Below are 22,511 nucleotides of genomic sequence, written 5' to 3' on the forward strand. Positions count from 1 at the left end.
GGCTGGTGGGCGGTTGGCTGCAAGATCTTGTAAAGGGATCACCCAGCCTGTTGGATGGGCGGCATGCTAACGCGGTCCGACAGGGGCACCTTCGAGCAGCGGATCAGCCCTTACCCGAAATCGACGCCCCGCTCCACGTGGGAGCGGTTCAACATGGCGAAGACCGACTCCGGCTGGCCCTTGCTGATCGCGAACCTTCTGCTTGGTGTGGCAGCCGCCAGTGTGTTCACCTACCTCGGCGCAACGCGCGGTCGGTTGTTCCTGGTCTTCGGTATCGCCTTGATGGGACACGCCGCCAGAACCATCTATGTCATGATCTGCGTTGCCCGAGGCGAAACCGATCGACTGGCACCAGGAAGCACTGCCGGAGCTCGGAGGGGTGCCGGTCGGCACAGGTGAAGGTGCCGCAGGAACGCCGTCGTGCCCCAGCCGTGCCCGATCGGAGGGGAAGCTACGGGGAATAGAGGTAGGTCACGCGGACAACGGACAGCTGATCACGCCGCTCTCGGTCGCGGTGGCCTGTCCGCCGCCTCGGCCTGACCCCAGTGCCCTGGCACGCCCGGTGGCGACTGCCGCCGGGCGTTCGGCGTCGTGCCGGCGTTCAAGCTGTTCGATAGGCCCGCAGCACCCTCCGCCTTCCGGCGCCGTCGTCCCTGGCTGACGGTCCCGATTGCGAGCATCATGGAGCAGGGGGCACCACTGCTGCAGTGGCATCCCAAAGGGAGAGCCATGCGCATCCGTTCACATGTCGACCTGTGCATGTTTACCCGTTTCATGCATGTGCGCTTTGAGGACCGAGCACCTGGCGTGGACGCTCTCCTCGCCGATCGAAAGGACGTCTCGGCCCTTCGTGCCGCGGCTGAACTCCAAACACAGGCCAGTCCCAAAGTCTTCTTCCACGAGACCTACCACTTCTGGCAAGGCCTGCGGCTCCCCTTCCTCTACCGCTATGCCAACCTCGCCGCGCGGGCTGCCATCCATGCCTTCGCCAACGCCGACGCCACCTGGGAGGACCTGCACGACTGGGATTTCCTCGTCCCCGACCTCCACCGCCTCGACCTGAAGGTCACGGTACGGCTCGGGGAGGACCAACTCTCCGTCGGCCCTTGGGATCAGTCCGAAGGCGCTTCCTCGGCGAACGCGGCGGACTGGGCTGACTCGGCGACGTTGAGCCCCGTGGACCTGCTGGAGAGCGCCGCATCCATCGCCGAGTTCCAAGCCTGCTCCGGGGCGCGTCCGGACGATGTGCAGGCGTTCCGCCGCTGGGCGAAGAGACACCCCGTCTACCGTGAGGCGTTCGATCTGGCCTGCCGGGTCCTGCCCATTGATCTCGCGCTCACCGGCACGATCCCGCTGATCAACTCGGCCTTTCACACCTCGGACCCGGTGCGGGCCTTTGCCGAAGAACTGGTGAGGATGAGAGTCCTGCTCGGGCGTATGCGAACTGGAGAGGGCGCCATCCGGGAAGCACCGCTTGAACGCTGGTCGCACCTGACCGCATGGCTGCGGGACGAACTCTCCTACGAGTCAAGCTCCGAGGACGCCAGGTTGCTGGGGAGCCCCTTCCACCGAATTCACCTCGACAACTGGCTGCATGCGACCCTGAACGGCAATCCGGTGGAGCACCCATTCCTCACAGCACCCGCGCTGCGATGGGAGGAACTGGCCCGCGAGAGCGCTGCAGACGTACTCCTTGACGCGCCCGGATACGCACCGAGGGACTCCTTGGACATGGCCTTGAAGACCATCGTGCCCTTCACCGCGGTCCGGTTCCACCGCCGGTCGGACGAGGACATCGACAGAGTGATCACTATCGGCGGCGGGGGCACCAGCACAGCGACTGAGGACTTCCAGATTCGGCTGATGTTCCTGACCACCTACTCGGCTGTCAGACGGGCGAGCGGCGCCCATTTCGATCCCGATCACCGGCTCTGCCCGCACCGGCGGTGCCCCGAATGGGAACACAACTTCTGCAACTCCTACCCAGCCGTACCGGCGGATTGGCATGACTGCAAATTCCCGGAAAACGTAGCGCTCGCCCGGGAGGGTGCACGACGAGTAAGGGGGACACGACAATGACCGACAGGCCCGAAGAACAAGAAACACCCGCCCGCAGCATGCCCCGGACCACACCGGCTGAGCAGTTGCGGATCACGCTCTCGGCGGGCGCGGAGACCGAGGATCTGGCGGCCTTCATCCTCGATGCACTTGACGACGACAGGCTTGACGAGATCGACGTGGAACGCTCCTTCGGCCCGGCCGCCGGGGTGGCGTTCGAGCCGGTCACGATCAGTCTGGTGCTGGCCACCGGGCTGGCCACGACGGTGGTCATGATCGGGCGCTCGGTGGAGCGCTGGCTGGAAACCCGCCGCCAGGAGCAACAGCTCAAATACCTGCTGGATGGCTTCGATCGGCATCCCGACCTAGCGGCCATGGTGCGGGACGTCATCATGAAGCACGCGGACGTCGCCGCCGAATACCAGCTTCCGAATCCCCCGCAATCCACCGTTGAGTAGCCTCATCGGCCCAGGTGAGCAGAGGTTTCTACCACGTGCGGGATCACTCTTCACGTCCGATGCCCGCGCAGGCCGCCAGTACCAGCCCGCACCGCCCAGCCCACCGCGGCGCCGCCCGGGGTCGCCTATCACCGGCTGTCGGCGGATGAGCACCGGTGGATCTTCGACGAGCTGATCACCCCGACGGTCCTGGCAGGCGTCACGGCCCGGGACGACCCGCGCGCCGTGTATGTCCTGGGCCAGCCCGGGGCGGGCAAGCTGCTGGCCGCCAGGATGGTCCGGCGTGCGATGAGGGCCGGCACGACACGACTGGTCGGCGACGACTTCAAGGGCCTCGCACCCCGACTACTTCCAGCTGCTGCGCAACGCTCCTCGCAGCGCCGGGGCGGCGATCCGCACCGACTACCGCGCATGGTTCTCCCGGGCCGAGGAGTACGTACGCCGTCGCCGCGGCGTCCTGATCGAGGCCGCTCCCGGCAGCGTGGAGGAGTTCCTCGACAGCGCACTGCCCTTCGCGGCCGACGGCTATCCAGTGGAGCTCGTCGTCCTGGCCGTACGCGCAGCCGACAGCCGTCTCGCCACCGCGCTGCGTTACGCCCGGGCGCTGCAGATCGGCGGTACTGGCCGGTTCACCACGCGCTCCGGGCACGACACCTGCTTCAGGGCGCTCGCCGATACCGTCGCCGTTGCCGAGCGGCACCCGCAGATCGCGGCCATCACCGTGATGCGCCGTGACGGGCAGGCCCTGGTGCGCCACGAAGCCGACGGCTCCGGCCGGGCATCGTGGGCGCTCGCCGCGGAACGGCTCCGCCCGTACACCGAGGAGGAGGCCATGGCATTCCTCCAGCTCCACCACGCGCTGCGCCGGGCGCTGCCCCGCCACCGCGGCGAACTGGACGACATTGCCGCGCTCGCCCGGCCCCTGATGCCGCCTCACATGCAGCCGGCCCGCATCGACCGGCCGCACCCACCCGTCTGGCCCCTGCCCGTACGGTGGCAGACTTCCGGCTACGACTCCTTGAGCTCTCTCAGCCGGGCCGCGTAGACGGCGGCGATCCGGGCCGCCTCCTCCAAATCGGCGGTCGCCAGCTGTGTCTGGTCAGCGAGAGCGGCCTCACGGCCGGCCTTCAGCTCCTCGATCCGTTCATCGTCGGGCACCGGTGCCCGACGTTCCGCAATGATCTCAGCGTTGTACCAGCCCACCACCTCCCGCACGATGTCGTCAGCCTGCTGATCCTCGCCCCCGCCCAGGCCGGAGAAGTCGGGCTCATCTGGTGTACCGGGCATGGCAAACTCCTTTTGATCTTGATTGGGCGGTCATTGTCCCCTCCGTCCGAGAGCCCTCACCCACCACGGTCGCTAGCCCTGCCGGGCCTGCTGTCTCTTCTCTTAGCGGCGGTATCGCCGGTCCCCGCGCCATGCCCGGATCCGCCGGTGCGCGCGACCGATTCGGCTGTCGAGCACGCGGTACTCGGGATCGGCCAGCCGGACCAGGTCCTGGTCGGCGCCCAGGGAGATGCCGAAGAAGCTGCCATCCAGGACTTCCTCGTACAGGGCGTAGCCGCTGACGACGACCGTGTTGATTGGCGCGCTCGCACGATAGGTCTCGCGGAGCTCGGGCAGGAGCCGGCCTCCGAGTTCGTCCGCGTCGTCGAACCAGTCGTCGGCGACGGGGAAGGCGTTGTATCCGGAGTCGTTGACGCCGACGTACCACGAGCGGTATCCGCCGACGTTGCCGAAGTAGTGCGTCTCGAACTACCCGAAGCGGCGGTTGCCAAGCCAGGCCTGATGGTCGTCGCGATCAGCGAGATCCGCGAAGGTGCTCTTGCCCAGCCGGATCCGCGCCTCATGGATCCGTACCCAGGGCCTGAACCACCAGCTGGTCGTGGTGATCCCGTACATCACTACGGCATCGTCCTCACACCAGGTGACCAGGTAGCAGAGTTTCGACAGGAGCCAGGTCCGGACGGTGAGCCCGACCTTCCACTCCCCGGCATCGGCCTCAGGGGCCTCGATTGAGGGGAGCCGCGTGTAGCGCATCGTCGACTGCCACCTCGGCTCACCGAGCAGGGACGCGACATAGTCGTGCCGGACACCCGGGGAGATCTTGCGGAGTCGGGTGGTGACATAGCGCCGGCGTCCGATGGTGCGGCGCCACCCTTCGGTCAGTGTTTTGGTCAGGGTCCAGCCGGCGACAGGTCAAAGCGATCAGGCTGGGTACGGCGCCGGCAGTGCCGTTCGGGAGAGCGTCGTGACGACGTCTCGGTGAACGAGATACCCGGCCTGGCACGAAGGCCATGCCAACGGGGCTGAAGCCATCCGTGAACTCCCTCCCCCGGGCGCCGCCAGCTTCCAGTACGTCTCACCGTTCGGCGAGGTCGCGGATGGTCGCGGTGCCGGACCGGACGATCCAGGTACCGCTGCCGGGCGGGGTTTCGTCCGAGCGGGTCTTGAGGTCTTCGACGTCGATGGCCGGCGGCCACTGCGTGGTGTGTTCAGACCAGTGGACACCGCTGAGGTCAATGCCGGTCAGGTCAGCGTTACTCAGGTCGGTGGCGGTGAAATCGTTCAGGAGCGCGTGCAGCGAATCCTTGTCGAGCACGAGGGGCTCCCGGTGGAGTGCCAGGCCGATGGCCCGGCCAACCTCGGCGGTACGAATTTCGACAATGCGGTCGAGGTCGAGGCCGAGGTCGCGGTCGAGGCCGAGGTCGAGGGCGAGGACGAAGTCGAGGACGCGGGCGAGGTCGAGGACGCGGGCGAGGCCGAGGCCGAGGCTGAGGTCGAGGGCGAGGTCGCTGGCGCGGGCGAGGTCGAGGGCGCGGGCGTCGGCGATTTCGCGGGCGAGTTCGCGGGCGAGGTCACGGGCGCGGGCGAGGTCGCGGGCGAGTTCGCTGGCGAGGTCGCTGGCGCGGTCGCGGGCGAGGCCGACGGCGAGGGCGAGGTCGCGGGCGCGGTCGAGGTCGAGGGCGAGGTCGCGGGCGCGGCCGAGGGCGCGGCCGAGGCCGACGGCGAGGGCGTCGGCGAGGTCGCGGGCGAGGTCGCGGGCGAGGTCGCGGGCGCGGTCGCGGGCGAGTTCGCGGGCGCGGTCGCGGGCGAAGTCGAGGCCGACGGCGAGGGCGAGGCCGAGGTCGCGGGCGAGGGCTTGGCTGGCTGTTTTGACGTTGGGGTCGTTGCGCAGGGTCATTCGGTCTGCGGGGCTGAGCGCGCGGAGGAGTTCCGTTGTGTCGGTGTGGTGGGGCGGCGTGTCGTGTGTGTCAGCCGGTGGGGTTGGGGGGGCGGGGAGGATGGCGGCAAGGCCTGCTTCGGTGTCGAGGACGGTGTCGAGGTTGTCTGTGGCAGTGTCGTGGTGGGAGTGAAGGAGGATTTCGCGCAGGCCTGCTTCGGTATCGAGGAGGTCGTCGAGGGCGTGGGTCAAGGCGTGCTGATGCTGGGTGAGCCAGTGATGCGCGGCCTGATCGTGGTCGTTGGGTCCGAAGTGGCGGGTCACTGTTCCCCCTCCCGTGCCTTGAGGTAGGCGGCTGCGGCGCGGCGGGCTTTTTTCAGGTTGGCGCGTACGTTCTCGGCCGGCAGGCCGAGGTGGTCGGCGATGTCGGTGGGGGTGAAGCCTGCCAGTGTCCAGGCCATGGCCTGGCGCTGCTTCATCGGCAGACTGCGTAGCAGGGGTAGCGCGTCGTGCTGGGCCTCCCATTCCGCGATGGCGTCGGGGCGGGGTACCAGGGAGGTGGGCTCGGGGACGTCGCCGACGGGTTCTTCGACGGAGGCGACTTTGCGCACGAGTGCGCGTGAGGCGGCTTTGTGGACCCAGGCCTTCGGATAGGTGATGCGCCCCCAGTTGCGGTAGGCATCGGTCATGACCTCCTGGGCAATGTCCGCGGCCACTTGAACGGCGGCGCCGTGGTTGATCAGGAAGCCGGTCAGGGGGCGGATGTTCTCGCGATAGAAGGCGGAGAACTCCTGGTCCGTCTGCTGCCGGGCGCCGTGGCGCTGGCCGGGCGGGCCAGGGGGTGCGGGCGCGGTCACAGGGCGGTCGGCGCTGTCCGCCGGGTCATGTTCGCTCACGCGGCCTGGTCCTCTCCTGGAACCGGAGTGCGGGTGATCTTCACGTGCAGGTGGTTGCCCTCGCCGTCCCGGTCATCGAGCTCCACCTGGCCGTCCGGGGCCACCGTCTCGGTGACCTGGAGAAGGTATCGCTGCCGCTGCTGTTCACGGCGTGCCCGCCAGCGCAGGCGGATCCAGAGTGCCAACAGCGTGCAGGCCTTGGCGATGACGGTCGAGACGATGACGGCCGTGGTCGGGTCCATCAGGGATCCCCCCTTGCTCGTACTACGGACCCGTCCTTGAGGCCGGGCAAGAGTTAAGGGGGCGAGGAACTCATGATCGTGAACTCGTGGGCCGGACAATTGATACCGCGGTCTTCGGACCCTCCCGGGCGGGCCGATCCCCATGCGCGGCTCAGAAGCTCTGTCGGCCTGGGACATGACAGAACCCTGATGCCCGGAACGGTCCAGCCTGATCGCTCTGACCTGCGCAAAGGGATGTGACACAGCTTCTGAGGACCTCGACGAAGGCCGTCTGCTCGGCCTGGTCGGCGTGCAGCGGCAGGTCCGCGCGGAAGGTGTCGCTGACGAGGAGTTCGTCGGCGAGCCAGGCCAGCAGCCGGGCGCCGGTGTGCGGCGGGGTGATGCCGCACGTCAGGTGCAGGGAGTGCGTGCCCTGGTCTGCGGTAACGGCGTGCCACCAGCCGCGCGGCAGATACAGCACGTCGCCCGGCCGCATGACCAGCTCGGCGACCGGCTCGGCCGGAGGCGGCTCCGGCTCGAGTAATTGTCAAGAGTTGTGGGTCAGCAGCGGCTCACCATGATTCGCGGCTCAGGTGCACGAGACCTTGGATGGTGCCCAGGCGGGTGTGCAGGGTGGGCTCTGGGGCCGGGGTGTCGGTGAGCAAGAGGACCCGGACCGACGGGTGTTCCGGAGTGTAGAGGTCGTCCTGGCCGTCATCGCCGGGGATGGCGTTCGGCTGGATCTCGATGCGTCCGTAGGTGCCCTGGGCGAGGTGGTAGACGCCCCGGTAGTCACTTTCGCGCTCGGTGAAAACCACATCGAGGTGGCCGGTGACGAGGCGGACCAGTTCACTCGCGGTGTGTGTGCTGGTGCCGTAGGTGTCGTAGTCGGTCATGGTGGCCTGACCTTATGCCGCGAGCGTCTCGGGGCGTTCGAGGAGCTCACCGCGTTCGAAGCGGGCTCCGGCCCTCACCAGGGCGACGAGGTGGGGTGCGTTGACGACCCGCCATCGTGCCTGGGCGGACTCGACGAGCTTGAACACCATCGCCAGGGCGGCCGCGCGGGAGCCGGCACCCTTGGTGACCTTCGTCCGCAGCCGCACGGTCGCGAAGGTCGACTCGATCGGGTTCGTGGTCCGCAGATGGATCCAGTGCTTGGCGGGGAAGTCGTAGAAGGGCAGCAGCTCGGCCTCATCATCCGTGATCTTCTTGACGGCCTTGGGGAACTTCGCCTTGTACTGTTTCTCGAAGGCCTTGACCGCCCTGGCCGCGTGCTCCTTGTCCTCGGCGTTGTAGATGTCCTGGATGGCCTTCTTCGCCGCGGGCTGGGCCGACTTGGGCAGGCTGTCGAGGACGTTGGCCGTCTTGTGAACCCAACACCTTTGGTGGCGGGTTTCGGTGAAGACCTCGTGAAGCGCATTCCGGAAGCCGAGGGCGCCGTCGCCGACGGCGAGGACGGGAGCGCGCATGCCCCGCCGGGCGGCATCCCGCAGCAGGCTCGCCCAGGACTCCGCGAATTCCCGGTAGCCGTCGGCCATGGCGATCAGTTCCTTGGTGCCGTCCGCGCGCACGCCCATCACAACCAGGACGGCGGCCTTGGCCTCTTCCAGGCGTATGCGCAGGTGGATGCCGTCGGCCCAGACGTAGACGTAGTCCGTGGCGGACAGGTCGCGCTCGCCGAACGCCTTGTGGTCGGCCTGCCACTGGGTGGTCAGCCGGGTCACGGTGGCCGGGGAAAGGCCGGCGGAGGAGCCGAGGAACTGCTCGAGCGCGGGCACGAAGTCGCCGCTGGACAGGCCGTGCAGGTAGAGAAGCGGCAACACCGCGCTGACCTTCGGGGACTTCCATGCCCAGGGCGGCAGGATCGACGAGGAGAACCGCTTGCGCTCGCCCGTCTCCTCGTCGATGCGCTTGTCGTTAACGCATGGAGCCTTGACCTCGACCGTCCCGGCCGCGGTGGTCACGTTCCGGGGGTGGAATCGATCTACGCGCTGCTTCGCGCGCTCGTGCGGGTGTTCCTCCGCACGCCGGGCGCCAAACAGTTCGTGTACCCGGCCGGTCCGACCACGCTCGAGGAACGGCGTTCCGCCAACATGGCGCTCTACCTGGAGATCCGCCAGGAAGTGGAGGAGCGGGCCGCCCACCGGGCCGCCCGCGAGCACTCGGCCGACGGACACCCAGGACGGCGGCTGAGCTCCATCGCTCAGGAGCCGTATGCGGCCGGCCAGTTCAGCCCCTGCCTGGCCAGGAGCGGACCGTATCCGGCTCCCGCAGGCCCGGGCCACTACACCCCGTCTCCCGTGGGCGATGTCCCTTCGCGCGAGACCTGGGCACACTCCTCAACCACATCTGATCAATTCACCTGTCCGGCACACGTCCCCCGGTCCGGGGGCGGCAGCCGGCTCGTCATCACGTGGCTTGTGGCGTTCGGTCTCGCAGCAGCCCTGTGCATGGCATCGGTGAGCTTCGCCGTCTTCGTCCTGCTGCTGACCGCTGTCGCGTGCGCCCGGTACCTGTCCGGCCGGCGCGGCAATGCAGCCGGCCGCGGCCCACTGAGGGCATGAGAAGAGGGCCGCCGGACTCGGCTTCTGAGGCCAGAAGTCCGGCGGCCCTTGGTCCGGTACCACTCCCCCGAATCGCTTCGAAGGGCAGCACCCATGTCCAAGCGTTGCACGCGGTGTCAGCAACGGGCAGGTTCAGCAGGGAAACCGTGCACGTCCAAGGCCTGCGTCCGCCGCGCGCAGACGCCCGCGCCGGCGTACAGGAAGAAGAAGGCGGCACAGCCGGAGCACCCGGCCACTCCCGCCTGCGGGCATGCCGCGGCGGTCAAGTCCGCCATGGACACCGAGATCCCGACGTCCGGTGAAAGGGACGACACCGCAGAAAAGTCCGCTTCACCCGGCACCAAGCTGAATGCCGCGGTGGAGAAGGCACTCACTGCACGGCGCGCGAAGCACCGGCGCCGCATCGCGGACACCGTCGCGGCGCTCCTGGGGCTGCTGGCGGCGTTCTTCCTCACCCGGGGAACCTTCCGGCTCTTCACGGGACCAGCCGTCGACGCCGTCCCGTGGGCCGTGTTCACCGGCGTGGCCATCGCCGCCGCGGGAGCCTGCCACAAACTGCGCAAGAAGCCGGACGACTGAGACGGGCCCGCCTCAGGACAAACGGCGAAGAAACCCCACGACGACCACCCGGCTTTTGTCGGCGTCGACCGGCGCGGTCACCGCGACTCCGGGCAGGCGCAGGCGCAGGCTCTGCTCGCGCCGCCTCCTGCCGGCAAATCCGTCGCCTCACGCGACGCCGTGTATCCGTCCGGACCGCGGGACTGCAGGCGCTCGAACCGAGACGTCAGGCGGGTGCGATCAGCGGCTTTGATGTGCGGGCAGACGGGCTCGAGCCGGGTGAAGGCAGCGGCAGGCCACGCCACCCCCGACGGTCTGCAGCACCTGCTCGCCGGCGCGAAGTGGCAGCCGGACGACATCCGCGACGACCTGCAGCAGTACGTCGCCGACAAGCTCGGTGAGGGCGGCGGGGTCCTCATCATCGACGACACCGGCTTCATCAAAAAGGGCACCACCTCCGCCGGGGTTCAGCGCCAATACTCCGGAACCGCCGGCCGCACCGAGAACTGCCAGATCGGCATCTTCGCCGCCTATGCCTCCGGTCGCGGACGTGCCTTGGTGGACCGGGAGTTGTATCTGCCCAAGTCCTGGGCCGAGGACCGTGAACGCTGCCGCGCGGCCAAAGTCCCCGACGACCAGGCGTTCGCCACCAAGGGCGAACTGGCCCGGCGCATGGTGCTGCGTGCCCTCGCCTCACCGCTGTCCATCGCCTGGGTCACTGCGGATTCCGCCTACGGACAGGAGAGTCGCTTCCGTCGACTGCTGGAGCAGTCGGGCGTCGGCTATGTGCTGGCCGTGCCCAAGTCCCAGTTCACCGTGGGCTGTCCCCGCATCGAGGGCCTGTTCGCACAGGCCCCGGCCGAGGCGTGGGAGAAGATCTCATGCGGAGACGGCGCGAAGGGACCGCGCGTCTACCACTGGGCGGCGGTGCGACTGCCGGCCGTCGCCGAGTTCGACTACCAGGGCGAGGTCCCCCACCGGATGCGGTGGGCGCTGGCCCGTCGCAGCATCCGCAAGCCCGACGAGACCGCCTACTACCTCGCCTACGCCCCCTTGGAGGCCCCCGCCCGGGAGCTGGTGCGGGTCGCCGGGACACGCTGGGCGATCGAGGAGTGCTTCCAGGCTGCGAAGAACGAGTGCGGCCTGGACCAGTACGAAGTCCGTCGCTACGTGGGCTGGTACCGGCACATCACCCTCGCCATGCTCGCGCACGCCTTCCTGGCAGCCACGGCGCACCAGGCCAGGGAAAAGGGGGCAAAACCGGTGAGGCAGCCGGGGTCATCGCGCTCACAGTGGCGGAGGTTCGGCGACTCCTGGCAGCTTGTCGTCCCCGGCCCCCGCAGCTGCGCGGACGCCGAGGCCGACGCCACGCGATGAGCTGGTCGAACTGGCGCCGACGACACCAGGCAGTCGCCCGTCGCTGTCATTACCTGCGGCGTTGTCGCACGTTCGAGGGTCTGCGTCCGTGAGACCGCCCCCGACCACTCCACAGCCCGCTACACTCCAGCCGCCCAGCGAAACCCGCAGGTCAGACAGCGAAATCCTGCTGGAGTACTAATACTCCAGCCGTAGATCGTGATCTCGATGGTGAGTGGAGCCTCTCCGCCTACCCGAGTTCACCGAGACGGAGGGCGTCCCTTATCTCGCTGAGCTTCGCGGTTGTCGCCGGGGTCCGTTCCTTCGCCTGTTCGCCGAGACGGAGGGCGTCCTCAATCTCGCTGAGCTTCGCGGAGGACAAGACGCCCGCCCTCTCGATCAGGTCGCACTGGGACACGGTGGTCAGCCACGTGCAGGGGGTAAAGCCCGGGCGCGGGAACGCGAACCGCAGCACGCCTTCAAAGGGCAGTCCTTCCATGGCACCTACTTGCACTTCGACGCCCAGACCGCTGATGTCGACGCCCGCAGGAGTGACGACCTGCATCGCCCGGATCCTGGACGCGTCGTCTGCCGCCAGCAGTACGACCAGCCGCCGCTCGTCGAACTCCACCCACCAGACTTCGCCACGTTGCACATGTCCTCCTGACTCAGGACGGCAGGCGGAACTGCGCGCCCCTGACGCGTTGTGGAGACGGGTGCGGCCACCGTTGATCATCGTGAGTTGTGTGGACTGACGAAGAGACGGTGGCCGCAGGTCACAGCATAGAACCCGCCCGTTGGCGGGACGCGTTCGAGGGCCTGATGGGCCGGATCGCGGGGCGCTTCGCCCGGGTCGAACCCCGGTGCAGGGCGGCGCGGTTGGTGCTCGGTCTATTGGCCGACCTGCCGCGCAAGAACTGCTGGACCATCGCCGAGTGGGCTGGCGAGACCACTCCGGACGGCATGCAGCACCTGTTGGGCAGGGCCAAGTGGGATGCCGATCAGGTCCGCGACGACGTGTGCGGCTACGTGGTGGAGCACCTGCACGACGACCGGGCGGTGCTGGTGGCGCTCGCGTGTCCGCGTGACCAGCCATTTCTCCACGCCGGTGTCCGGATTGACTGTCGAGGGCGGTGCCGCAGCCAGGCGCCGGGCGGAAGGGGCGCTGGGCTCCGGTGCCAGCAGACAGGGACGGTGAGCGATCACCATGCGTTCGATGGCGGTGGCGAGGTTGTCCCACAAATGCCACCGGTCGGCGACCTGCAGTGCACCCGAAGCCCCTGCACGGGCCGCCTCGGCATAGGCGCCGGCCCGGTCCCGGCAGATCACCTCGATCCCGGGGTGGCCGGCCAGCCAGACGGCGACGGGTTCCTTCTCCCGGCCGGGCAGCTCATCCCGTCGCCCAGCCTCAGCCAGCCAGAGCGCATAGTTGCTCAACGCGGTGGCGAAGTTGGGGAGGTAGGCGTCACGATTATCGGCGGTCAATTCTTGGTAGTGACGGACGGCCTCTTCAGATACCGGCACGGCTTCAGGGGAGGTCGAAGGACTCCGGGTCAGCCTGACCGGCGCCGAAGACAAGCTCGCTCAAATGGACCGACGAACTTCCGGCGGCACGGCGATCAACCTCGGCATGCCACACAAAGCCCCAGCTCAACCCAGCCGGAAGGAGGGAACAGCGTCGCTGAGACAATCACAGGATGACCAGCAATGAGATCCGGTTCGACTGCCAGCACCGTGGCGACGGCGGCCCGCTCGTGATCGTGCCCCACATCGGCGGAGCACCACTCACCGAGCTGATCGACAGGTTCGAGATGGACGCTGGGATGCAGCCCGCAGGCGACGCCTACGGTGGTCTCATCCCAGAGTTCTTCCGGTTCGGCCCGATGGAGGATCACTTCCACGGACAGTCCACCAACGCGATGGGGCCGAAGACCCCCGTTCTCGGCTGCGAATGCGGCGAGTGGGGATGCTGGCCGCTCATGGCTCGCATCATCGTGACTCCTGACCACGTGACCTGGGACTCCTTCGAACAACCCCACCGCAGGACACGCGACTACTCGGGATTCGGTCCGTTCCATTTCGACCGCCATCAATACGATGACGCCGTGAAGGCCCTGAGCGCAGCAGTCAGTTCCGACGAGACGTGAGTACAACCCATCGGCTCAACATGGGAAGGAAGCAGTTGTGTTTGACCACGTCATCGGGCTAAGCCCCGAGGAAGCTGCACGTTGGGCGGCGCTGGTCGAGGAGTCCCGCCCAGTCCTTCAGAGTGACGGAATGGAGGCTGTCCAGAGCCTCCTGGCCGAGCGCGGCATGAGCATCATCCAGGCGATCGCAATCACCCGGGCACTGCTGGGAAATGCGGAAACACCGCTCCGAGTTGCCATCGACATCGTGGCTACGAGCAAGGCTCGGCAGTAAGTTCAGAGAAGCGTGCATCCGCTGCCCGATGCTCAGCGTCAACCCCAAGATGCTGCCCCGCCTCGACGAGATCGAGGAGGACCTGCAGGCCCGCCGCAAGCGGGCCGTCACCGAGGGCTGGCAGGGCGAGATCGAAGGAATCGACCTGACGCTCACTTTCCTTCGCAGCAAGCGCGAACAGACTCGCCGCTTCGAGAGGTCCGACCCCGTTTCCCTGGGGATCCCCGCGATCCCCGAACAGCCGACCACCCACCGCAGCCAGGAGCACGAGCCTCAGCCCAGCGGGCCGAACCAGCCCTCCCAAAAGCACAATTAACGCATAACCATCAGGTGTCACAAGAAAGTCGGCAGCCTCCCTGAAACATGGATACCTGCCCGCGTCCGGCAGCCGCAGGATGGACGCCATGCCAACCCTCAGCACCAGGACGCTCGCCCGAATGATCAAGATCGGCAAGGAGCTCCCGAAGTCCGACATCCTCGACCTGATCACGGAGGCGAACCTCTGGTCCAAGCACGTCAGGAAAGACGAGAACCGTCAGGAGCTTCTGCGGGCCGTCCTGAACGATGCCCGCGACAGGGCCAGCGATGAGTTCTTCGGCGACGAGGCGCACCAGGCGCTTCTCGACTTCGCTCGGGCCCTGGTGGAGTTCAACCTCCGCAAAGACCTCCGAGACCTGGTCGAAGACCTCGCGGAATCGCTCCGGAGCGATGGATACGAGCTCATCGTACAGCCCGAAGTGGACCTCGGCGCCTTTAGCGGCTTCCGCCACAAGGCGAGGATCCTGCCCACCGACCCCAGCTGGGTCCCTCTCCATGAAGAGATGACCGCGCTTGAACACGAGTTGGCAGTCCGGGGCTACATCCAGGCCTTGGGCCACTACAAGGCGGCGGTGAAGAACTTCTCGGAGCAGGACCACCCGTCGTCGAACGGACAGCTCCAGACAGCGCTCGAAGATCTGATCGTCAACCTGGCCATCGACCACACGGGTTACACGGACAGCGGTCGGGTCAACCAGGGCGGCCTCGCGATCAAGAGCCTCTATGTCCGGGGCGGACAAGGTCGGGCCGTCATCGGCGAGCCGTTGCCCGAAAAGGATGGAGGAACTCTGATTCAGGGCTTGTGGGACATCTCCCACCTGAACGGCTCGCACCCGGGGCTCTCTGATGCCCAGGAAGCCCGCATCCGCATGCAGTTGGTGACGGGGGGCATGCAGTTCCTCCTCCGGCACTTCCCCGTCTGACCAGAGGCCTTCTTGGTGCAGAGAAGATCGCCGACAAGACCAGGTGGGGCCTCGCCATCGACCCCGTCGAACAAGCCGCGTTCTCCGACACCCTCGACAGGTGCCCCGACCAGCCCATCACCCTCGCTCGCTGAAACAGGCCTGGCCCGTCGCTACGGAGGGAAGCGACGGGCAGATGACCACCACGGTGTCATACCCGCCGCCCCGGCGCGCTGTCTCCTGCTGGCCTTGTCCACGAAAAGGGGGTTCTGGCACAGATCTTGGGGAGCGGTCGCGGAGCGTCACTGAAGCAGGATCATCTTGCGGAGCAGTTCGAATCCGGCTTGTCCGTAGCGCTGCCTTTTGATCTTCTTGATGCGGTTAACGGCGCCTTCGGTGCCGCCGGAGCTCCACTCCCGGCTGAGTCCGGCTGTCACGGCGTCGAGGTCGAGAAGCAGGTGGAGTGCGAAGCCGGTGAGGCCGGGTAAATGGCTGGCATCAACGGCGTCGATCCAGGCGGGGAGTGTGGCGCCGAGGCGGCCGGTGAGTATCTCGCCGAAGTCTCGGATATATGCCGGGCCGCGGTGTCCAGTTCAGGGCAGCGGGCCAGGACGTCCTTCAAGGCGGCACGGTCCTCCTCGTTCAGGGACGTGGGATGGCGGGTGAGCCAGCCGGTCACGTTCCGCACCGTCCGGCACCTACCTGCGGCCAACGTCCTCGTGGTCGACGAGGTCGGCTACCAGCCCCCCGAACGCGCCGAGGCGAACCTGGTCTTCCAGGTGATCTCCAAGCGTTACGAGAGGGGCTCGGTGATCCTGACCTCGAACAAGACCTTCAGCGAATGGGGCCAGGTCTTCGGCGATGAAGTCCTCGCCACCGCCATCCTCGACCGCCTCCTGCACCACTGCGAAGTCGTCTCCATCAACGGCAACAGCTATCGGCTGAAGAATCGCCTTCAAGCTATCGAGCGGGACACCGACGTGGCCTGAGCAGTGGTGCATGTAACTCTGTACTTGGCGGTGCACTCAGACGAGTACGGGGACAGCCGTCACCGAGCACCTGGCGGAGTATGGCGATGTCACCCTCGCGGACGACGCATCCCGCATCGTCTTCGGTAGCGACGGCGGCGGGAGACTCTTCGCCCTCGCTGAGGACGGCCGGGTGCACAAGTCCAGGACGGCGTCCTGGACGGATGAGTTCGACGCGGTGGCTACTGACCTGACCGACTTCCTGGGTCAATTCCGGCTCCGCATTGAGGAGTTCGCCGCCACGGGTCGGCCTGGCTCCCTCTGAGGCGAACGGCATGCCTCACGGCATCGCCCGTCGTCTCCCGGGATCACGGAACTGCGGCCAGGGCAGGTTTCACAATTCGCCATCGCCGGGGCTTGCGTATCGGTTCGGTGTTTCCGCCATGGGCGCAGGTGGGGCGCCCTGTGCGTGGCCGTGCGCGTCGGCGGAGGGTGAGGCCATCTGGGCGAGCAAGTCGCGGAGTTGGGTGGGGTTCAGGGGGACGCCGGCCCGCAGGTCCGCGTACTCGGCGGCCGGTCCGCCGTGGTCCTGGAGCTCGGTCCAGCACAGTTGCAGTTCGTCGCGGGCTTGGCGGAGTCGGCGATGGGCTTTGTCCTGGTTGCCGCGGCGCGGCGCGGAACGCAGCGCGATGTAGCGCTGGTGGGCGCGGCGTTCTCGGGCCAGGAGTGCGGTGGCGTCCGGCAGGGAGGGCGGTGGCAAGGTGACGCCCATGAGTTCGGTAAGGGCCCGGGACTTCACCGACGTGATCACGTGTTGGGCGACAGTCGCGGGAGGCGTCTCCATCCCCTCGGGCGTCGGGTGTTCGGCGAGGCGGGCGAGGTGGTCGATGACCAGGTCGTAGTAGGCCTCCAGGCTGCCGCGCATGGCGATCCGGAGATCTTCGTCCAGGATGTAGAAGTGCTCGGTCTGCCGGTATTCAAGGGCTCGGGTGAGATGGTCGGCTGCCCGGTAGGGATCGGTCTCACGCAGCGCGATGCCGATGAATTCGTGGAAGTCGGCCGCCATGGCATGGCCTCCACGCAGCTCGATGTTCTTGATCCATGATTCCACTACCGAGGGGTCGCCGCTGATGATTCCTTCGGGCGACATGGTGACCTTGGATCGGAGTTGTCGGGCGCCGGGCACGTCGACGACACCGCTCAGAATGACGTGAAGAAATGTGCAGTTGGGGATGTAGCCCGGGAGACTGCGGTCGTGAAGCACGCTGAAGTCCTGTTGGAGCACTGCGTGCTGTTCGGACGCGGTTCCAGCGGTGTAGCCCAGATAGCCCACGTAGACCTCGTAGAGAGACCCGTCACGCTTGATCTCCTCGATGCCGGTATCCCGCCCGGCATCTGCGGGAAACCTCACCGCCAGGGCCAGTGTCCTCAGTCGCTCCGCCTCTGCGTGATCGCCCGCTGTGTAGCGCAGGGATGCCGCGTTGAGAATCACTTGCCGCCGTATGCCCGGGTGAAGGCGTTCATCGGTTGTCGCATGTATCAGGGCGTTGTCCAGCTCACCGAAGAGAGAGGAACGGGTACCTGAGTTTCCGAGCCCGGGTATCCCGATAGCCATGATCGCAGCGGTCAAAAGCATGATCGCTTCGCTGTTGACGGCGCCGATCCTGCGGCACATGCGGGCAGCCTTGTCGTAGTCGAGCACCGCTTCCTCACGGTGACCGTGAAGCCAGTAGGTCAGGGCGCGGGCCTGGTAGCAGTACGAGCGGTGCATGTAGTACATGACTCGCACAGGCTCGTCGGGATCGGACAGGTCGACGATCTCGGACTTACGGAGCAGGTCGAGCAGAGCGAGCGCCTCATTGATCCACTGCAGCGCCACATCCATGATCTCTGGTCGCCCACGGGTCTTCTCGAAGGGCAGCCAGATGGTGTCGCCGATATCGCCCACGGCGGTTTTGACGCTCTCGGCGGCGAGCGTCTCGATCAGTGAGAACGACGCCCTGACCTTGGCGAACCAGACCTTCCGAACCGCACTGTGCACGCCCTGAATCGCCGTGTTCGAAGATGTGGTTGAACCATATAGCGTCGCGACATCCAGCCGCAGGCCGCGTACCTGCTGGAGGGTTTGTCGGAAGTCACCGAGCCACGCGGCTTGGATCTCGGCCTTCCTGCCTCCAGCGGAGAACAGGTAGAGCGCTGCGTCCAGACGATCGATGACATGGCGGAGCGGCGCCATCGGCATGATCGGTTTTTTACCGAGCAGGAGCACTGTCAGAAACGCAGTCGACGCCCCTATGAACACCCGGATGTCGTGGTGGAAGACGCCGCAAGACAACAACGCGAACCAGCCAGGTCCTAGGACAGCTCCGTACAGGCCCGCGAACCTGTCCCTCTCAAAGCGGGTGCAATGCGATGTCCGCCTCATCTCCACCTTGCCCAGAGAGGCCCGGACAGCCGCCAAATAGCCTCGCTGGAACAGGTAGAAGCCCAGTCCGGTCAGTGCTGTGCCCACCCCGAAGCCGGTGGCTCCCGGCGGCCACAGGCCGACGTATCCGGATCCGACCGGGCCGGCTGCGAGCAAGGTGGCGGCCAGCACCCACAAGGTCATGCTCAGACGCACGTTGTAGCGGTTGTAGCGCGTGAGCCCGTACGACTCCCTGCGAAACGCCCCGAGGTGCGAGTTGACGAGCAGCCAGGTCATGATCACCACAGTGACCGGAATGGTGGCCGGAGCGGAGCTGTGAGCGACGACCGCCGCGGCCGGAACACCCAGCACGAGCACGGCCATGATGTCGGCGAGGCGGACCCTCAGCTCGCGCGGGAGTGCCCTCGGCCGCTTCGGGACGATGTGCTTCCAGGGAAACCGCGTGCCGAAGGGCCGTTCCTCAAGCAAGGACCGGGCCGGACCGTACGGCACGCCCCCGCCGGGCAGTGGAACTCGACGGCGCCCGCCTCGGGGATGGCCGGCCAGCCAGCCGAGGACGAGAGGCAGCGCCCACCACGCGATCTCGCTCGGCGCAAGCCCGGTCGCCGCCATCGTGATTCCGCCTGCCAGCGCCGACAGACTGCCGAGGATGCCCAGGACGAGTCCCAGAGCGATGATGCAGGCGCGGATCGCCGGCCCTTGGTGCAGCAGCGCTGTATAGGGGTGCACCAGGATCCAGCCGAGGAGCGACCACCAGCACAGACGGCCGGCCTTGATCTCGACGACGGGTATGCGGCCACGGGGCGTCAGGAGATGAGTGGTGAGTCCCCCGAATATGGGCATGGCGGGCTCCGATCACGAGGTCGTGGCAACGATGCCAAGGACGCTTTCTTCGGCCGCGCTGAGCAGCGCGGCGACCTGCGCGTGAGGAACGGCGAGGGTGAGCCCTCTCTCACCATGCGGTCCATCGGCGTCGAGCACTAATACCTGGAAGCTGGTCAGCGGCTTGGCTGCGCGAGCGTCACTCTTGGCTGAGGGCATTGCCGTCACGATGACGGTGTCGCCCGGTGCGACCAGCGGTGTCACGACTTTGGTTTCCGGGGGCGTCACCGTGACCACGTCCATGTTCCTGATCAGTTCCGGCTTGACGAGGGGGCCCAAGTCGGCGGAGGTGATCTCAGCATGGGCGCTGATGCGGCGCCGGGTATAGCGGTTGAGGACCGTTTCCGCTCCCGGCCCGTCCACGTCGTGACGGGTGATGAGGTGGTACGGCGGCAGAACGCCGGTCGCGGTGGGCAGGCGGGACGCCGTGGTCCGGGTGGCCAGCACTACGGCGGAGCCCAGGAGCGCCAGGAGGAGAAGACCGGTCAGGAGGGCCCGGCCCCGGCGTCCTTGGCGTCGTGGTGGTGGGGTCGGCCGCACGCTGGGCTCATGCCGTACGGCAGCAGCCGACCGGGGTGCGGGTGCCCCGGCCTCATCTCGGGGGTAGCCGAGGTGAACGGGATCGCCGCTGCCCACACCACCGCGGAACCAGAGCTTGTCCAGGGCCCGCCACTGCGCCTGCTCGGCCTGGTAGCCGCTGGGGCGGCGCAGTCCCATCTCGTCGAGCAGGGTCCAGCGGTGCACGTCAAAGGCTGTGCGGAACAACTGCCCGTAGGCCTCGGCGGCACGGACAGCCGCAGCGTAGCCGTATCGCGCAACCAGACACCCGCTCGCACAGCACAACACCGTGCCGTACCACGGCAGCAGCACCAAACCCAGCCCTCCCCCGACGACGGCGAAGGCCGCACCCAGCGCGCTCAGGGTGACCGCGAGATCGAGATCGGCTGCCGCGGCGGAGAAGATCTGGCGGAACGTCTCCGGCAGGGTCACGTACAGACGCGGCCACGCTGTCACACCGTTGATGGAATAGCGGTGAGTACTGTGCTCCTCCGCCGCCCGCAGCACATTTCCCAACCTCGTGGGCATCACGTCGTCCCGCTCATACGGATAGGCGAGCCACAGCTGCGTGTCCTCGGTCAGGGAGTCGTGGATCGTTTGGTGGCGCTCGCGAAGCCGGCCCACGATGCCACCAAACGGGATGGGGGCCCAGTACCCCTCGTACAACCTGATGAGGGCGACCCGCTGCACCGCCAGCAGCTGCGCCAGCAGCAGGGCCGCCACCAGCACAACGGCCAAGGCCAGTAGGCGGACCTCACCATTGAGGCTCGACCACCAGCGGGCCGTCTCGGACCAGCCGACACCTGCCGCCACCAGGGCGGAGAGCGCGACGACGAAGGCCAACACCGGGATGAACAGTGTGGTGAACACACGCCGGTCCAGTGCTCCCGCGGCCGCATCGATCAACCCGTTCACTCATCCCACCTCGAAGAGAGGCACGAGATCGTGGTCGCCGCCTCGACAGGGGTAGGTCTTGATCCAGCTGAAACGGCGGAACTCGTTGACAGTCCCGCATTCAGCGCAGTGGACACGCAGTGGTGGTGGCAGCCAGACGGCGTCGCCCGGAGGCTGGAAGTCAGAGCCGAGGGGATGAGGCGCGGCGATCTCGCAAGCCAGCTCCTTGTGTACGGACGTCCTGTCCACGAGACCGACGATGTCCCCTGAGGAGTCGACCACCACGAGTCCCACCGCGCCGTCGAGCAGCGCTTGCAGCGCCTTCTGGCTGTTCAAGACCGCCGCGAGCGGGGTGCTGTCGGTCACGACGACGGCCTGCGCGGCGCCCCCGGAGTCGATCAGGCCACGCGGTGTCCCCTCTTCGTCAACGAGTACGGTCAGCGATCCGTCGCTTGGGCTGTCGTCGAGCCTCGTCGAGGTTCGGAAGTCGGTGACCATCACGTCAGCGATCGATCGAGCGTGTCTGTCACGCATCACGATTCCTTCACAGCCAGTCGCCGACGAGGAGGAAAGGAGCCCAGTAGTAGGGATCGTCAAAAGGGAGCAGGGCCGGGGAGCCGTCGACCGCTCCCGAGCCGAGCAGCCGCATCTGAAGCAGAGCGATCTGCACCTGGTCACGGAGGTGCTCAGGAAGATCGCGACGCTTCAGGATTCCGGTGAGCAATCGTTCGGCGCACGCGGGGTCGCCCGCCCTGGCGTGCAGCCGGGCCTGCTCGCACAGGAGTGCCGTCTCCGCCACCTGATCGTCGCGGAGCCTTTCCCCCGCGAGTTGGGCGTAGGTGAGTACGTCTGCCAGTGTCTGGCGGCGCAGCCATTGCTGGGCGCGGCGCAGGCATTCGGCCTTCGACGCTCCGGCCGCCAGTTCGGCATAGAACCTGGTAAACAACATGCTGGTGGACACCTCGTCCACGTCCCACAAGGTGACCAGGACAGACGGTGCTCCCGCATAGAGCAGAGCCCGGGTGAGGCCCATCAGCTCATCTCCTGGCCTCCGGTCGCTCACGCCGGTGCTGCATGCGCCCAGCGTCACCAGGTCGACCTGCAGCGTCAGGCCGAGGATGTCCTGTGCGGTCAGCCGACCGTCGGCGAGTTCGATGCCCGACTGCATCGGTGCTTCAGGCTCGAAGACACCGTGTGTGGTGAAGTGCACGATGTCCGGCGCGGCTGCGCCGGGGCACAACCGCTCCAGCAGTACGGCACGCCGGGCCGCCGGGCCGTTGAGCACCACCGACTGCCCAAAGCCGGCGGCCACCGCGTACGCCTGCTCCTGAGCAAAGGCCAGCGGCCGTTCCGTCGGCGGAGCCGCCACGACCAGCGCCGACCCTCGGCGCCCCGTGCGCTTGGCCCGGCAATACCGCAGCACCGACGAACTCGGCGTCACCGCAACCGGGTTGCGGTCGATCAGCGGCCGGCCGCCCAACGGGATCGCAGCCAGCGGCAGTCGGTGTAGTGCGTCATGCGGAACCAAGTAGACGATGTCGCCGGGACAGGCCCACCGCTCCACTGGGGCCACGAGCTCGCTCAAGCGGCCGTCTGTGAACACCTCCGCGTCAGGAAGGTCATCGCCCGGCCCGCCGGCGAGCTTCCGCAACTCCATGCGATTGAGGTCCACACTGACGACTTCGGGCTCAAGGGCCCCGCCGGTGAGACCGAAGACCAGGGTGCGCTTCTCGGTGACGTAGTACTCCACCAAGATCACCTTTACGGGATCGCTGTCCACCCCGGCCCCCTGTACAGATCCCCGATGCGACACTGCTCAGATCTCGTGCGAGCGGATGCCGTCACAGCTCCTCGCTCGTCTCGTTCAGA

At 67.2% G+C, this 22,511-nt stretch carries 22 protein-coding genes and 5 pseudogenes; 13 read left to right on the plus strand and 14 right to left on the minus strand.

Annotated features, from left to right (window positions below):
- The first annotated feature begins 153 nt into the window (after nucleotides 1-153).
- The 4 genes from AB5J50_RS00635 (at nucleotide 154) to AB5J50_RS00650 (ending at nucleotide 3,561) form a co-directional block, all read left to right on the plus strand.
- Entirely contained in the window at nucleotides 154-399 is a 246-nt protein-coding gene (locus AB5J50_RS00635; RefSeq protein ID WP_369253870.1) for a hypothetical protein, read from the plus strand.
- Nucleotides 400-729: 330 nt separating this feature from the next.
- Nucleotides 730-2,079 carry a hypothetical protein gene (locus tag AB5J50_RS00640; RefSeq protein WP_369253872.1) on the plus strand — a complete coding sequence of 450 codons (1,350 nt, stop codon included), beginning with the start codon at nucleotides 730-732 and terminating at the stop codon, nucleotides 2,077-2,079.
- Entirely contained in the window at nucleotides 2,076-2,516 is a 441-nt protein-coding gene (locus tag AB5J50_RS00645) for a hypothetical protein (RefSeq protein WP_369253874.1), read from the plus strand. The genes AB5J50_RS00640 and AB5J50_RS00645 overlap by 4 nt, the downstream gene beginning before the upstream one ends.
- A gap of 358 nt (nucleotides 2,517-2,874) precedes the next feature.
- Complete coding sequence (locus AB5J50_RS00650) at nucleotides 2,875-3,561, plus strand: zeta toxin family protein (protein ID WP_369265264.1); 687 nt, start codon at nucleotides 2,875-2,877, stop codon at nucleotides 3,559-3,561.
- On the opposite strand, the gene AB5J50_RS00655 is transcribed toward AB5J50_RS00650, so the two are convergent.
- The 8 genes and pseudogenes from AB5J50_RS00655 to AB5J50_RS00690 form a co-directional block, all read right to left on the minus strand.
- On the minus strand, nucleotides 3,525-3,803 hold the full coding sequence (locus AB5J50_RS00655; protein WP_369253876.1) for a hypothetical protein: 279 nt from the start codon (nucleotides 3,801-3,803) through the stop codon (nucleotides 3,525-3,527). The two genes, AB5J50_RS00650 and AB5J50_RS00655, sit on opposite strands and share 37 nt — an antisense overlap.
- Nucleotides 3,804-3,905: 102 nt before the next feature.
- Nucleotides 3,906-4,697: pseudogene (locus AB5J50_RS00660) on the minus strand (ETEC_3214 domain-containing protein).
- 181 nt (nucleotides 4,698-4,878) lie between these two features.
- Nucleotides 4,879-6,003 (minus strand): hypothetical protein, encoded by a 1,125-nt coding sequence (locus AB5J50_RS00665; protein WP_369253878.1) that lies wholly within the window; start codon nucleotides 6,001-6,003, stop codon nucleotides 4,879-4,881.
- Nucleotides 6,000-6,575 carry an RNA polymerase sigma factor gene (locus tag AB5J50_RS00670; RefSeq protein ID WP_369253879.1) on the minus strand — a complete coding sequence of 192 codons (576 nt, stop codon included), beginning with the start codon at nucleotides 6,573-6,575 and terminating at the stop codon, nucleotides 6,000-6,002. The genes AB5J50_RS00665 and AB5J50_RS00670 overlap by 4 nt, the downstream gene beginning before the upstream one ends.
- Nucleotides 6,572-6,817, minus strand: coding sequence for a hypothetical protein (locus tag AB5J50_RS00675; RefSeq protein WP_369253881.1), 246 nt, complete (start codon nucleotides 6,815-6,817; stop codon nucleotides 6,572-6,574). The genes AB5J50_RS00670 and AB5J50_RS00675 overlap by 4 nt, the downstream gene beginning before the upstream one ends.
- Before the next feature lie 328 nt (nucleotides 6,818-7,145).
- A pseudogene (locus AB5J50_RS00680) lies at nucleotides 7,146-7,331 on the minus strand (cupin domain-containing protein); the annotation flags it as partial.
- Between the two features lie 37 nt (nucleotides 7,332-7,368).
- Nucleotides 7,369-7,692 (minus strand): hypothetical protein, encoded by a 324-nt coding sequence (locus AB5J50_RS00685; RefSeq protein ID WP_369253883.1) that lies wholly within the window; start codon nucleotides 7,690-7,692, stop codon nucleotides 7,369-7,371.
- Between the two features lie 12 nt (nucleotides 7,693-7,704).
- A pseudogene (locus AB5J50_RS00690) lies at nucleotides 7,705-8,793 on the minus strand (IS256 family transposase); the annotation flags it as partial.
- On the opposite strand from AB5J50_RS00690, the gene AB5J50_RS00695 reads away from it, so the two are divergent.
- The 3 genes from AB5J50_RS00695 (at nucleotide 8,770) to AB5J50_RS00705 (ending at nucleotide 11,295) form a co-directional block, all read left to right on the plus strand.
- The gene (locus AB5J50_RS00695; protein WP_369265755.1) at nucleotides 8,770-9,360 is read left to right on the plus strand and encodes a hypothetical protein; all 591 of its coding nucleotides are present in this window, start codon (nucleotides 8,770-8,772) and stop codon (nucleotides 9,358-9,360) included. The pseudogene AB5J50_RS00690 and the gene AB5J50_RS00695 overlap by 24 nt on opposite strands.
- Nucleotides 9,361-9,453: 93 nt before the next feature.
- Nucleotides 9,454-9,939: a hypothetical protein gene (locus AB5J50_RS00700; RefSeq protein WP_369253885.1), complete on the plus strand. Its 486-nt coding sequence runs from the start codon at nucleotides 9,454-9,456 to the stop codon at nucleotides 9,937-9,939.
- 258 nt (nucleotides 9,940-10,197) lie between these two features.
- On the plus strand, nucleotides 10,198-11,295 hold the full coding sequence (locus tag AB5J50_RS00705; RefSeq protein WP_369253887.1) for an IS701 family transposase: 1,098 nt from the start codon (nucleotides 10,198-10,200) through the stop codon (nucleotides 11,293-11,295).
- 229 nt (nucleotides 11,296-11,524) lie between these two features.
- Here the strand turns inward: AB5J50_RS00705 and AB5J50_RS00710 are convergent, their stop codons facing one another.
- Entirely contained in the window at nucleotides 11,525-11,929 is a 405-nt protein-coding gene (locus AB5J50_RS00710) for a type II toxin-antitoxin system PemK/MazF family toxin (protein WP_369253889.1), read from the minus strand.
- Between the two features lie 167 nt (nucleotides 11,930-12,096).
- On the opposite strand from AB5J50_RS00710, the pseudogene AB5J50_RS00715 reads away from it, so the two are divergent.
- From AB5J50_RS00715 to AB5J50_RS00735, 5 genes and pseudogenes are all read left to right on the plus strand, one after another.
- Nucleotides 12,097-12,342, plus strand: a pseudogene (locus tag AB5J50_RS00715) (transposase); the annotation flags it as partial.
- A 629-nt stretch (nucleotides 12,343-12,971) separates the two neighbouring features.
- Nucleotides 12,972-13,421 carry a hypothetical protein gene (locus tag AB5J50_RS00720; protein WP_369253890.1) on the plus strand — a complete coding sequence of 150 codons (450 nt, stop codon included), beginning with the start codon at nucleotides 12,972-12,974 and terminating at the stop codon, nucleotides 13,419-13,421.
- Nucleotides 13,422-13,458: 37 nt separating this feature from the next.
- Complete coding sequence (locus tag AB5J50_RS00725; RefSeq protein WP_369253892.1) at nucleotides 13,459-13,695, plus strand: hypothetical protein; 237 nt, start codon at nucleotides 13,459-13,461, stop codon at nucleotides 13,693-13,695.
- A gap of 28 nt (nucleotides 13,696-13,723) precedes the next feature.
- The gene (locus AB5J50_RS00730) at nucleotides 13,724-14,011 is read left to right on the plus strand and encodes a hypothetical protein (RefSeq protein ID WP_369253894.1); all 288 of its coding nucleotides are present in this window, start codon (nucleotides 13,724-13,726) and stop codon (nucleotides 14,009-14,011) included.
- A gap of 121 nt (nucleotides 14,012-14,132) precedes the next feature.
- On the plus strand, nucleotides 14,133-14,936 hold the full coding sequence (locus AB5J50_RS00735) for a hypothetical protein (protein WP_369253896.1): 804 nt from the start codon (nucleotides 14,133-14,135) through the stop codon (nucleotides 14,934-14,936).
- A 281-nt stretch (nucleotides 14,937-15,217) separates the two neighbouring features.
- Here the strand turns inward: AB5J50_RS00735 and AB5J50_RS00740 are convergent, their stop codons facing one another.
- Entirely contained in the window at nucleotides 15,218-15,484 is a 267-nt protein-coding gene (locus AB5J50_RS00740) for a transposase (RefSeq protein ID WP_369265265.1), read from the minus strand.
- A 141-nt stretch (nucleotides 15,485-15,625) separates the two neighbouring features.
- On the opposite strand from AB5J50_RS00740, the pseudogene AB5J50_RS00745 reads away from it, so the two are divergent.
- A pseudogene (locus AB5J50_RS00745) lies at nucleotides 15,626-15,904 on the plus strand (ATP-binding protein); the annotation flags it as partial.
- 373 nt (nucleotides 15,905-16,277) lie between these two features.
- Here AB5J50_RS00745 and AB5J50_RS00750 read toward each other — a convergent pair.
- The 4 genes from AB5J50_RS00750 to AB5J50_RS00765 all read right to left on the minus strand — a co-directional run bounded on the left by AB5J50_RS00750 (nucleotide 16,278) and on the right by AB5J50_RS00765 (nucleotide 22,392).
- On the minus strand, nucleotides 16,278-19,151 hold the full coding sequence (locus AB5J50_RS00750) for a hypothetical protein (protein WP_369253898.1): 2,874 nt from the start codon (nucleotides 19,149-19,151) through the stop codon (nucleotides 16,278-16,280).
- A gap of 12 nt (nucleotides 19,152-19,163) precedes the next feature.
- Nucleotides 19,164-20,591, minus strand: coding sequence for a hypothetical protein (locus AB5J50_RS00755; RefSeq protein WP_369253900.1), 1,428 nt, complete (start codon nucleotides 20,589-20,591; stop codon nucleotides 19,164-19,166).
- Between the two features lie 72 nt (nucleotides 20,592-20,663).
- On the minus strand, nucleotides 20,664-21,140 hold the full coding sequence (locus AB5J50_RS00760) for a hypothetical protein (protein WP_369253902.1): 477 nt from the start codon (nucleotides 21,138-21,140) through the stop codon (nucleotides 20,664-20,666).
- A gap of 46 nt (nucleotides 21,141-21,186) precedes the next feature.
- Nucleotides 21,187-22,392, minus strand: coding sequence for a CHAT domain-containing protein (locus AB5J50_RS00765; RefSeq protein ID WP_369253904.1), 1,206 nt, complete (start codon nucleotides 22,390-22,392; stop codon nucleotides 21,187-21,189).
- Nucleotides 22,393-22,511 lie beyond the last annotated feature (119 nt).

This window comes from Streptomyces sp. R35 (assembly GCF_041053035.1).
Classification (GTDB): Bacteria; Actinomycetota; Actinomycetes; order Streptomycetales; family Streptomycetaceae; genus Streptomyces; species Streptomyces lutosisoli.